The organism is Bacillus sp. VA13, assembly GCF_055710085.1.
In genome coordinates this window covers 366,776-379,140 of record NZ_JBVQPP010000004.1, presented here as the reverse complement: position 1 = coordinate 379,140, position 12,365 = coordinate 366,776, and the positions used below count along the sequence as shown (strand labels likewise).

The following is a 12,365-nucleotide window of genomic DNA, read 5'->3' as shown; positions in this document are numbered from 1 at the left end:
TCCGATAAGTCAAGTTGTTTTTAAAGAGCGCGCCCAAGCCGCAATTTCTTTGATATCTTCGGGTTTTGTCCGGCAGCAGCCGCCAATCAGCTTCGCGCCTTTTTCATGCCACATGCGGGCGCTTTGTCCGTAAGGTTCTGCGCATGCTGCGCCGTTCCACGTTTTTGTCTCCGGATCATATTGCTCGCCAGAATTCGGGTAGGCGATGATCGGTTTTGATGTGTGCTTTTTTAACTCTTCTATTAAAGAAGGGATATGCTGAAGCGGTGTGCAGTTGATGCCGAGCGCTGCAATTTGGCGGTGCTCATCGAGCCATGACGCGCAGCCAGCGGCAGGTGTTCCGTCACTGATATGCAGGCCGTCTATGGCACTGAAGCTGATCCACGCATACGTTTCAGGAAATTCCTTCAACAGCCGCACAATCGCTTTTGCTTCGGTCAGACACGGAATCGTCTCGCATGCCAAAACATCAGCTCCGGCTTCGATCAGCGCTTTCATGCGGGGGCGATGAAATTCAACAAGTTCATCCTCTGAGATTCCGTAGTGACCGCGATACTCAGACCCGTCTGCAAGATATGCGCCATAAGGGCCTATAGAAGCCGCAATGATTGGTTTTGGCCGATTCAGACGGTTCTCTTCAAGTGCCCAAAATTCATCACGTGCTTCAGCTGCGATGCTGACGGACATCTCGATGAGCCGGCGTGCTTTCGCTTCGCTCAGCCCGCGTGCGGCAAAGCCTTCAAACGTAGACTGGTAGCTGGCGGTGATCGCACAGTCAGCGCCTGCCGCGAAATAATCAGTATGAACTTGTTTAATCAGGTCCGGCTCTTCCATCAGGATTTTTGCCGACCAAAGACTGTCGTTCAAATCACAGCCCTTGCGTTCCAGCTCGGTCGCCATGGCGCCGTCTAGCACAATAAGCGGGTATGTATCTAGTATGTGTTGGATAGGATTCATAGAATGTACCGATGCCTTCTTTCAGATTTTTTTGAAAAAGATATGAAAATCGTAATGGAGGCTTACGTGTTTGTCAATAAACGCAAAAGGGAAAGGTGCTCAGCCCGTATGTCTGAACACCCTTTTTTTACGATATTTGTTTGTTGTGTGTGTCAGCCTGTGTCTCAGAAAGCGGCCAGCATTCAATGCCATTGTGGTTTTTGAGCACACTTTTATAAAAAACCGGATCTTTGCCTGCTTTTTTCTGGCGTGTATAGTCTTGCAGTGCCGCAAAAACGACCTTTGATAATAAGAAAATCGCAATTAAATTCACGACGACCATCAAGCCCATGAACAAATCAGCCAGATCCCAGACGAGCTGGACTTTGGCAACACAGCCAAACACAATCATAGCCAGTACGCCGATACGGTAGATAAAAATTAGTTTTTTGCTTTTGTTCAAAAAGCCGATATTGGTTTCGCCATAATAATAGTTTCCGATTAAAGCACAGAATCCGAATAACAAAATCAGAATAGCGAGAAAGCCTGATGCCCACGATCCGACATGGGAGCTGAGAGAGGCTTGTGTCAACGCGATTCCGCTTAGTCCCGGAGTATGGTAGGCATCCGAAAACAGGATGATAAAGGCGGTGCTTGTACAAATGACTAGTGTATCTGACAGCACACCAAGCGCTTGAATCAGTCCCTGTTTGACAGGATGGCTTGTCGTTGCGGTGGCAGCGGCATTCGGTGCGCTTCCCATTCCTGCTTCGTTTGAAAAGATTCCACGTCTGACACCCTGCATTAACGCTGCACCCAAAGCGCCGCCGGCGGCCTGGTCAACACCAAATGCATTTTTCACGATAAGTGCAATCACGTCCGGCAGCTGCGTAATGTTGGTGAAAATCACGAAAAACGCAACTCCGATATACAGGACAGCCAATACGACGACAATGGATTCAGCCAGCTTCGCAATGCGCTTTACACCGCCGAAAATGATCGTGCCGAACACAGCAATTAAAATGAGTCCCAAAGTCAGGCGGTTTGTACCGAACGCATTTTCAAAGGCGAGACTGACTGTATTTGATTGGACCGAGTTAAAGACAATACCGAACGACAAGGTAATTAGCACAGCGAAAAGCGCGCCCATCCACCTTTTGTTCAGCCCTTTTTCCATATAATAAGCCGGCCCGCCGCGGAAGCCGTTTGCATCTTTTACTTTATAAATCTGTGCCAGTGTGCTTTCCACAAAGCTTGATGCTGATCCGATAATGGCGATAATCCACATCCAGAAGATTGCACCTGGCCCGCCGAGTGCAATGGCGATGGCAATGCCCGTAATATTTCCCGTTCCGACACGGGCCGCCATGCTGATGCAAAAGGCTTGAAACGGAGAAATGGTGTTTTTCGACCGGGAAGCAGCACCTTCTCTTAACACTCTCACCATTTCTTTCAGCATGCGAACCTGTAAAAACTTAAGCCTGAACGTAAAATAGATTCCCAGAGAAAGGAGCAATACAATTAATAGCTTTGACCATAAAAGATCATTTGCGATACCGACGATATGTTCCAGGATTTGCTGCATACAATCACCTCTTTTTTATGTTTAAAAAATGCTGAGCTCCCACTCTTGCGCCATATGTTTCAGCAGCATACCGCCAGTGAGGCTGTTGCCGTATTCGTCAATGGCAGGCCCGTAAATGCCGATACCGCATCCGGATTGAAAAGGCTGTTCTCTTCTGGCGCTTGGAGGAACGAGAGCCATGATGCCGCCGGAGACGCCGCTTTTGGCCGGCACGCCGACAAACGCCGCATATTTGCCTGAAGCGTTGTACATGCCGCACGTCAGCATTAACGCCTTGGCCAACTTTGCCACGTCCTTTGGAATCACTTGCTGACGGCGAATCGGATGATAGCCGTCATGGGCAAGGATCATGCCGATCAATGCAATGTCTTCAGTGGTGCTCTCCATAGCGCATTGCTTCAAGTACACCTCAAGTGTTTCTTCTACTTCAGCTTCTAAAAAGTTTGTTTCTTTTAAATAGTAGGCCAGCGCTCTGTTGCGGTGGGCGGTTTCCCATTCAGAACGGAACACTTCCTCATGAATTCGCGGCCGTTTTCCTATCAAGGTTTCCATCACCGAGTAAAGAAACTCGAGCTTTTCGTATGCCGATTCTCCGGGAAGAATCGAAGCGATGGTGAGGGCACCCGCGTTGATCATGGGGTTAAACGGCTTTCCCGGCTTGTTGATTTCGAGCCGAATGATTGAATTAAAGGCGTCACCTGTCGGCTCGACATCTACACGGTCCAGCACATAGGGAATGCCGCGGCTCATGCAGGCGGCGATAAAGCTGATCACTTTTGAAATGCTTTGCAGGGTAAAAGGGACGTTCCAATCGCCGGCATGTATCATCGTTCCGTCAGGCTCCAATATACAAATGCCAAGCTGTGAGTCATTGACTTTTCCTAAAGCGGGGATATAGTTTGCACTTTGTCCATTGGCGGCAAAGGGGCGATAGTGCTCCACCCAATCATGCAGTTGAGACGCCGGATCTATTTCTATTTGGTGCTCTTTTATCAATTCTTTCATCAAATTCCTCCTCACTGTTTTTCTTCTTTAAGGACTGAGGTTTATCAAAACGAAGGCTGAAGGGGCATTAAACGCTTTCATAAAAGCGGAAGGTATATTTACTGTATAATGGCGACTACAGAATCATACAAAATACGACAAAAACATTTTGAAAATAAGCCGTAAGATTTATAAAAACCTCATGTTCTGGGTCAAAAGAAATTTGCAGGTTTTCTGCCATTTCCCCAAAATAGAAGCAAGGATGTGATCATCATAAAACTGGAACGTTTCTTTGAAAAAGACGGATATATACTGGCTCTCATGCTGATTACGGTGCCGCTGGCCGGTGAACTGAAATTTTATCCCCTCAATGAAGAATTCCGGGTCAGCTTTGGCGCACCGGTTTTTTTCTTCTTTTTATCGTTGCTGCGGCATGTGCCCGCTGTGCTGCCGGGTTTTCTGACTGGAGCGGCTGTTTTCGTCTTTCGCGTCTTGCTGGAATTATGGGGCGGGGGACACAGTGGACTGACTCCGATTCTGTATGACCAAGCGTCTGGCTTTTTCTTTTATATGACTTACGCCTGTCTGTTTTCTGTATTAAAGGCTAATCGTTTCCGCGAGCGGCCGGTTATGCTCGGTTTTATCGGCTTTATGATTGAAATTGTGTCAGATTGTGTCGAGCTGGCTGTGCAGTTTCTCATTTTTCATACGGTTGTCACGCCTGAGAAAATCACGGATATCGCAGTGATTGCGATTTCTCACACATTTATCGTCATGAGCTTTTATACTGTGCTGAAGCTGTATGAAACGCAGTCTAGAGAAAAACAGACAAGACAACAGCATGAGCACATGCTGATGATCGTTTCCAATTTATATGAAGAAACGGTGCATTTAAAAAAGACATTGAAAACGACAGAGAAAGTGACGAACGATTCGTATCAGCTCTATCGGGAAGTGAAGGGCAAGGATGATCAGCTCAGCGGAAGAATCCTGAGGCTGGCCGGAGAAATTCATGAAGTGAAAAAGGACAACCAGCGGATATTCGCAGGGCTTTCAAAACTGATTTCTAATGAGAGCTTAAGAGATTATATGAGGGCTTCTGATTTGCTGCAGCTTGTGATTCGAATGAATGAAAAGTACGCTGAAGCACTGGAAAAGCAGATTGATTTTCACTGCTCGATAGAGGGAGAACATGACGAATATCACGTATTTATCGTGCTTTCGATCATTAATAATCTAACGGCAAATGCGGTAGAGGCCCTGGGAGAAGAGGGGTTGATCAGCCTGAGGCTCCGTAGGCCAAATGAGAGTATGGTAGAATTCCAGGTGGAAGACAATGGTCCCGGTATTTCTGAAAAAATAGGAGACATAGTGTTTGACCCGGGCTTTACTTCAAAATATGACGAATTTGGCACGCCTTCTACGGGAATCGGACTTTCCTACGTGAAGGAAATAGTGACTGAACTAGATGGGGATATTACGTTTGATAATCAGCAGCGGGGAGTGGTGTTTGCCATCAGGCTGCCTGTCCGGCATTTGATTCAGAAAGGATGAACCGAAAGCTATGCGTTTTTTTATCGCTGATGATGACCGTGCAGTACGGTCAATTTTAAGGCAGATCATTGAAGATGAGGATCTCGGGGAAGCTGTTGGTGAAGCGGACGACGGGAGCCAGGTAGAAGGGCATTTGCTGCATTTCAAGCAGATTGATATTTTATTAATCGATCTGTTAATGCCCGGAAGAGACGGCATTGAGACGATTCGCCAGCTCCAGCATACGTACTCCGGCAAAATCGTGATGATCTCTCAAGTGGAAGCGAAGGAAATGGTCGGGGAAGCGTACTCGCTCGGCATCGAATATTTTATCCATAAGCCAATTAACCGCATTGAAATTGTCACGGTCCTTCAAAAGGTGAAGGAGCGGATCGAGCTTGAGCAATCGATTGGGGCTATTCAGCACTCTCTAAGCCGGCTTGTCAATCGAACTGAACAGAAAGCACGTCCTCAGCAGCAAAGTGACAGCGGCTTAAAAGAAGCAGGAACATTCCTGTTGTCTGAGCTGGGCATGATGGGGGAAGGCGGCGCACATGATCTCATGGCGGTGCTGCAGTATTTAGCAGAACATGAGCAATCTGAGCCGTACGAAAAACATATCCCTTCGCTCAAACAGATCTTCACCCAAGTAGCGGAACGGAAGCTGGGGGCAGGGGCATCCGAAACGGAAGTCAATCGAGAAATGAAAGCCTCGGAGCAGCGCATCCGCAGAGCGATTATCCATTCACTGCACCATTTTGCTTCATTGGGCACAACTGATTTTTCTAATCCGAAATTTGAAACCTATGCATCGAAATTCTTTGATTTTCCGGTTGTCAGCCTGAAAATGAAAGAACTCCAATCCAAGGATGCAAAACCTCTCGCCCCTGCAAGAGTAAATATGAAAAAATTCATCCACGTGTTCTTTTTGGAAGCGAAGCTTTTGCACGAGACGATGAAACAAAGAAGGATGTAACCCAAAACAGCCGGCTGTTCCGGCTGTTTTTTTGTTGTGCCGGAACCACGGCGGGACAGCGATTTCCTGTTTTTTTATAAAATAACAGAAAATAAAGTTATTGACTTATTGTTTATTTGTCTTACAATTAAACAAAAGGATGTAGGGAAGGAGCGGATGTGAAACCAAAAAACAATAAAAGCGCTTTCAGTCAGGGGCTGTATACACAAATAACAGGAGGTTATGTTGATGAGCCGTATTAGAAAAGCACCCGCTGGAATTTTAGGTTTTCCGGTTGCACCTTTTAACACACAAGGAAAACTGGAGGAAGAAGCTCTTTTTCAAAATATCGAGTTTTTGCTGGAAGAAGGCTTGGAAGCGATTTTTATCGCTTGCGGGTCTGGTGAATTTCAATCTCTCAGCCAGAAAGAATACGAGCAAATGGTGGAAATCGCAATCTCTGCAGCCGGAGGAAAGGTGCCGGTTTACACGGGGGTGGGCGGCAACCTCAGCACAGCGCTTGAATGGGCGCAGCTGTCGGAGAAAAAAGGCGCCGACGGCTACTTGATCCTGCCTCCGTATTTGGTGCATGGCGAACAGGAGGGGCTGTATCAGTATGCGAAAACGATTATTGAAAGCACCGATCTGAATGCGATTCTTTATCAGCGCGATAATGCCGTTCTCTCTGTTGAACAGATCAAGCGGCTGACCGAGTTTGAACAGCTTGTCGGTGTGAAGGACGGGGTGGGGAATATGGATTTGAATATTAACCTCGTCTATACGCTCGGCGACCGTTTAGGGTGGCTTAACGGAATGCCGATGGCTGAAGTGACGATGCCGGCTTACCTGCCGATCGGGTTTCACTCCTATTCTTCAGCGATTTCAAATTATATCCCGCATATTTCCCGGATGTTCTATGATGCATTGAAAAACAGAGATGACGAGCTGGTGAAGGAGCTCTATCAGCATGTGATTCTTCCGATCAACGACATTCGCAAACAACGAAAAGGTTATGCCGTATCTTTGATTAAAGCGGGCATGGAGATCATGGGATTGAATGTGAGAAACACAGCCAGACCGCCTGTCGGCCCAGTTGAAAAAGATCATTATCAGCAATTGGAAGCGATTTTAAAGCAGGCGGCTGACCGTTTTCCGAAAAAAGCCGCGACGGTTTGATGAACAGAAAAAATATGAAAGGGGCAATGGGCATGTCTGTGATCACGGAACAAAACACGTATCTCAACTTTATTAATGGAGAGTGGGTTAAGTCTCAATCAGGCGATATGGTCAAGGTCGAAAACCCTGCGGATGTGAATGATATTGTCGGCTATGTACAGAATTCAACAGCTGATGATGTGGAACGGGCAGTCGCCGCCGCCAATGAAGCCAAAACGGTTTGGAGAAAGCTGACGGGTGCCGAGCGGGGCCAATACTTATACAAAACGGCGGATATTATGGAGCAGCGCTTGGAGGAAATCGCCGCCTGCGCGACGCGTGAGATGGGAAAAACACTGCCGGAAGCGAAAGGGGAAACAGCTCGCGGAATTGCGATTCTGCGCTATTACGCCGGAGAGGGCATGCGCAAAACGGGTGACGTCATTCCATCTACTGACAAAGATGCGCTCATGTTCACCACCCGTGTTCCGCTCGGTGTGGTTGGCGTGATTTCTCCGTGGAATTTCCCGGTGGCGATTCCGATTTGGAAAATGGCCCCGGCATTGGTGTACGGCAATACCGTTGTCATCAAACCGGCGACTGAAACAGCCGTTACATGCGCGAAGATCATTGCCTGCTTTGAAGAAGCGGGGCTCCCAGCAGGAGTCATCAATTTGGTGACAGGCCCGGGTTCTGTTGTCGGGCAGGGACTTGCTGAGCATGAAGGTGTAAACGCCATTACGTTTACCGGTTCAAATCAAGTCGGGAAAATCATTGGGCAAACCGCTTTAGCGAGAGGAGCCAAATATCAGCTGGAAATGGGCGGCAAAAACCCAGTCATCGTAGCTGATGACGCTGACCTTGAAGCTGCAGCAGAGGCTGTTATTACGGGTGCCTTCCGTTCAACCGGCCAGAAGTGCACTGCGACAAGCCGCGTCATCGTGCAAAGCGGAATTTACGACCGTTTTAAAGAAAAACTGCTCCAGCGCACAAAGGATATTACGATCGGAGACAGCTTAAAAGAGGATGTCTGGATGGGGCCAATTGCCAGCAAGAATCAGCTGGATAACTGCCTGTCGTACATTGAGAAAGGCAAACAGGAGGGCGCTTCCCTTTTGATTGGAGGAGAAAAGCTGGAGGACGGAAAGTATCAAAACGGCTATTATGTTCAGCCTGCCATTTTTGACAATGTGACATCTGAGATGACGATTGCCCAAGAAGAAATTTTCGGTCCGGTGATCGCCCTGATCAAGGTTGATTCGATGGAGGAGGCACTGGACATCGCCAATGATGTGAAGTTCGGCTTAAGCGCATCCATTTTCACGCAAAACATCGGCCGAATGCTTTCATTCGTTGATGAAATTGACGCCGGGCTTGTCCGGATTAACGCGGAAAGCGCAGGTGTTGAGCTTCAGGCGCCTTTTGGCGGCATGAAGCAGTCGAGCTCGCACTCCCGCGAACAGGGTGAGGCAGCGAAAGACTTTTTCACGGCGATCAAAACCGTTTTTGTGAAGCCGTAATGATGCTGGAAAGAGGCGGACGTCTCTTTCCCAGCTTTATCACAGCCAGCATATGATTCTCTACTTTGAAAAGGAGAAGATACTATGAAAAAAGACTATGCGAATGTTTCGCCGGCGGACAAAAAAACGTCTGTGCGCTGGTTCATCGTGTTTATGCTGTTTCTTGTGACCTCTATTAACTACGCGGATCGGGCGACGCTTTCCATCACCGGAGATTCCGTCCAGCATGATTTGGGATTGGACTCGGTCGCCATGGGATATGTCTTTTCTGCTTTTGGCTGGGCCTATGTCATCGGGCAGCTTCCGGGCGGCTGGCTGCTGGACCGGTTTGGTTCAAAGACTGTCATTGCGTTAAGCATCTTTTTCTGGTCGTTTTTTACGCTGCTGCAAGGGGCGATTGGTTTTTTCTCCGCCGGCACAGCGATTATCCTGCTGTTTGCACTGCGTTTTCTGGTCGGCTTGTCCGAAGCGCCTTCATTTCCCGGAAACGGCAGAGTTGTTGCCTCATGGTTCCCAAGCTCCGAGCGCGGGACAGCTTCAGCCTTTTTTAATTCAGCTCAATACTTCGCAATCGTCATTTTTTCTCCTTTAATGGGCTGGCTCACCCACTCTTTCGGTTGGCATTCTGTCTTTGTTGTCATGGGTGCCGCGGGTATTCTTCTGGCTGTTATCTGGCTAAAAACGGTGTATGAACCGAAAAAACATCCAAAGGTCAATGAAGCCGAGCTTGCGTACATCGAACAGGGCGGCGGGCTGATTTCCATGGATGACAACAAAAGCAAGAAAGAAACAGAATCGAACTGGCCGTATATCAAGCAGCTGTTAACGAACCGCATGCTGATTGGCGTGTACATCGCGCAATATTGCATTACGACTCTCACGTATTTCTTTCTCACATGGTTTCCGGTATATTTGGTTCAGGCCCGCGGCATGTCTATTCTTGAAGCTGGGTTTGTCGCTTCTCTTCCGGCGCTGTGCGGATTTGCCGGCGGCGTGCTTGGGGGCATTGTGTCAGACATCTTACTCAAAAAAGGCCGTTCGCTGACCTTTGCAAGAAAAGCGCCGATCATTGTCGGCATGCTGCTGTCTTGCAGTATGATCATCTGCAACTACACGGATTCAGCGTGGCTCGTCGTTGTCATTATGTCACTTGCGTTTTTCGGAAAAGGCTTCGGCGCATTGGGATGGGCTGTCGTGTCGGACACGTCTCCGAAAGAGTGTGCAGGGTTAAGCGGCGGTTTGTTCAACACGTTCGGAAATATTGCCTCGATTACAACACCGATTATTATCGGCTACATCGTGAATGCCACAGGATCTTTTAATGGCGCGCTCGTGTTTGTCGGCGCTAACGCGGTTGCGGCGATCCTCAGCTATTTGCTGCTGGTCGGGCCGATCAAACGGGTCGTGTTAAAGAAACAAGAGCAGGACCCCGATCAATCATTGCCTGTCTAACATTTATGAAAGCGCTTTATAAGAGGAGGAAAATAGATGAGTTCACCAATACAAGAGCAGGTTCAAAAAGAAAAGAGATCGAATATTCCCTCAATTTGTGAGATGAAGGTGATCCCTGTTGCGGGACATGACAGCATGCTGCTGAATCTGAGCGGCGCGCATAGCCCATTTTTCACCCGGAATATCGTGATCTTAACTGACAGCAGCGGAAATCAGGGTGTCGGCGAGGTGCCTGGCGGAGAACAGATACGCCGCACACTCGAGCTGGCAGAGCCGCTTGTTGTCGGAAAATCCATTGGTGCGTACCAGTCGATATTGCAAACGGTCAGAAAGCAGTTTGCCGATCAGGACAGGGGAGGACGCGGCATACAGACGTTTGACTTGCGCACCACGGTACATGCCGTCACAGCGCTGGAAGCGGCTTTGTTAGATTTGCTTGGAAAGTTTCTTCAGGAACCGGTCGCGGCTTTGCTTGGCGAAGGGAAGCAGCGTGATGAAGTGAAAATGCTCGGCTACCTCTTTTACATCGGCGATCGAAAGCAGACGACCCTGCCGTATCAAAGCGATGAGCAGTCAGATTGTGGGTGGTTCCGTCTCCGCCATGAGGAAGCACTGACCCCAGAGGCCATTGTACGTCTTGCTGAATCCGCGCAGGAGAGCTACGGCTTTCAGGATTTTAAGCTGAAAGGCGGGGTGCTGCGGGGAGAGGATGAAATCGAAGCTGTCACCGCATTAGCGAAACGTTTTCCGGAGGCAAGGATCACTCTTGATCCGAACGGGGCATGGTCATTAGAGGAAGCTATTGCATTATGCAAAGGTAAGCATGATGTGCTCGCGTATGCGGAAGATCCGTGCGGGGATGAGAACGGCTACTCCGCCCGAGAAGTAATGGCTGAATTCCGCCGCGCGACAGGCCTTCCAACTGCGACAAATATGATTGCGACCGACTGGCGGGAAATGGGTCACGCGATCCAGCTTCATGCGGTGGATATTCCGCTGGCTGATCCGCATTTTTGGACGATGCAGGGTTCGGTGCGGGTTGCGCAAATGTGCCATGATTGGGGTTTGACATGGGGCTCCCACTCCAACAACCACTTTGATATCTCCCTTGCGATGTTTACCCATGTGGCAGCAGCGGCTCCGGGACGCATCACGGCGATTGATACCCATTGGATCTGGCAGGACGGGCAGCGTTTAACGAAACAGCCTTTTGAGATTTCTGAGGGTTGTGTCAAGGTGCCGAATAAGCCCGGTCTTGGTATTGACATTGATATGGAACAAGTGGAAAAAGCCCATGAACTCTATCGAAAAATGAATTTAGGCGCGCGGAATGATGCGGTCCCTATGCAGTTTCTGATCAGCAACTGGGAGTTCGACCGGAAACGCCCGTGTCTTGTGAGATAAGTTTGATTGTAAATATTGTCATATCAACTATTTTGTCTTACAATTGAACAACTGAAGGGAGAGTTGTTCGTGTACGAAGGTTTAGAAGATCTGAAAGTCGATACAGTCAATCGGAAAACATTAGCCAAGCAGGTCATTGAACGGATTGTCCATTTATTGTCGAGCGGACAGTTAAAGGCCGGAGACAAATTGCCGACAGAAATGGAACTGATGGACATTTTGCATGTCAGCAGGCCGGTGCTTCGGGAGGCGCTGAGTTCACTTGAAACACTAGGCGTCATTACGAGAAAAACCCGCGGCGGCACGTATTTCAACGATAAAATCGGCATGCAGCCATTTTCCGTCATGCTTGCCTTGGCCACTGATAATCTTCCGGCTATCATTGAAGCGCGGATGGCGTTAGAACTCGGACTTGTGACGATTGCCGCGGAAAAAATCAATGAGGATGAGCTTCAGCGTTTGCAGAAGACAATCGACGACATCGCCAACAGCACTGACAATCTTTATGGTGAAGCGGATAAAGAGTTCCATCGAATTATTGCGTTAAGCGCCAATAACCCCGTTGTTGAAGGGATGATTCAGTCTCTCTTAATCACCCATGCGAAAATTGACAGCCAGATTCCGTACAGGGAGAGAGATGTAACGGTCGAATATCACAAAAAAATCTACGACGCTCTTGCCAAAAGAGACCCTTACAAAGCGCATTACCACATGTATGAGCATCTGAAATTTGTCCGTGACAAAATTCTGAAAGGCATGGATGAGAAATAATTGTAGAGAAGCCGCAGTTGAACCGAAAGAGCTGCGGTTTTTTTGAACCGATTTAGAAAACGCTTACTAT

At 48.3% G+C, this 12,365-nt stretch carries 10 protein-coding genes; 7 read left to right on the top strand and 3 right to left on the bottom strand.

Features of this window, described 5'->3' with window-relative positions:
- Nucleotides 1–9: 9 nt before the first annotated feature.
- The 3 genes from mmuM to AC0C66_RS17160 all read right to left on the bottom strand — a co-directional run bounded on the left by mmuM (nt 10) and on the right by AC0C66_RS17160 (nt 3,526).
- The gene (gene mmuM / locus AC0C66_RS17170; RefSeq protein WP_326201829.1) at nt 10–957 is read right to left on the bottom strand and encodes a homocysteine S-methyltransferase; all 948 of its coding nucleotides are present in this window, start codon (nt 955–957) and stop codon (nt 10–12) included.
- A 127-nt stretch (nt 958–1,084) separates the two neighbouring features.
- Complete coding sequence (locus AC0C66_RS17165) at nt 1,085–2,521, bottom strand: alanine/glycine:cation symporter family protein (protein WP_072181582.1); 1,437 nt, start codon at nt 2,519–2,521, stop codon at nt 1,085–1,087.
- Between the two features lie 21 nt (nt 2,522–2,542).
- A complete protein-coding gene (locus tag AC0C66_RS17160) occupies nt 2,543–3,526 on the bottom strand; it encodes a glutaminase (RefSeq protein ID WP_072181583.1) in 984 nt (327 codons plus the stop codon).
- Between the two features lie 300 nt (nt 3,527–3,826).
- On the opposite strand from AC0C66_RS17160, the gene glnK reads away from it, so the two are divergent.
- From glnK to AC0C66_RS17125, 7 genes are all read left to right on the top strand, one after another.
- Nucleotides 3,827–5,059: a two-component system sensor histidine kinase GlnK gene (gene glnK / locus AC0C66_RS17155; RefSeq protein WP_090557490.1), complete on the top strand. Its 1,233-nt coding sequence runs from the start codon at nt 3,827–3,829 to the stop codon at nt 5,057–5,059.
- Between the two features lie 10 nt (nt 5,060–5,069).
- Nucleotides 5,070–6,014 carry a glutamine utilization two-component system response regulator GlnL gene (gene glnL / locus AC0C66_RS17150; protein ID WP_014112513.1) on the top strand — a complete coding sequence of 315 codons (945 nt, stop codon included), beginning with the start codon at nt 5,070–5,072 and terminating at the stop codon, nt 6,012–6,014.
- Nucleotides 6,015–6,242: 228 nt separating this feature from the next.
- Nucleotides 6,243–7,169, top strand: coding sequence for a 5-dehydro-4-deoxyglucarate dehydratase (gene kdgD, locus AC0C66_RS17145; RefSeq protein WP_472973641.1), 927 nt, complete (start codon nt 6,243–6,245; stop codon nt 7,167–7,169).
- 32 nt (nt 7,170–7,201) lie between these two features.
- Nucleotides 7,202–8,668, top strand: coding sequence for an alpha-ketoglutaric semialdehyde dehydrogenase GucD (gene gucD, locus AC0C66_RS17140; RefSeq protein ID WP_072181606.1), 1,467 nt, complete (start codon nt 7,202–7,204; stop codon nt 8,666–8,668).
- An 84-nt stretch (nt 8,669–8,752) separates the two neighbouring features.
- Nucleotides 8,753–10,120, top strand: a complete 1,368-nt coding sequence (gene gudP / locus AC0C66_RS17135; protein ID WP_014112517.1) for a glucarate transporter GudP — start codon at nt 8,753–8,755, stop codon at nt 10,118–10,120.
- A gap of 36 nt (nt 10,121–10,156) precedes the next feature.
- Nucleotides 10,157–11,524, top strand: a complete 1,368-nt coding sequence (gene gudD / locus AC0C66_RS17130; RefSeq protein WP_072181585.1) for a glucarate dehydratase — start codon at nt 10,157–10,159, stop codon at nt 11,522–11,524.
- 69 nt (nt 11,525–11,593) lie between these two features.
- Nucleotides 11,594–12,295: a FadR/GntR family transcriptional regulator gene (locus AC0C66_RS17125; protein ID WP_003223808.1), complete on the top strand. Its 702-nt coding sequence runs from the start codon at nt 11,594–11,596 to the stop codon at nt 12,293–12,295.
- The last annotated feature ends 70 nt before the right edge of the window (nt 12,296–12,365 follow it).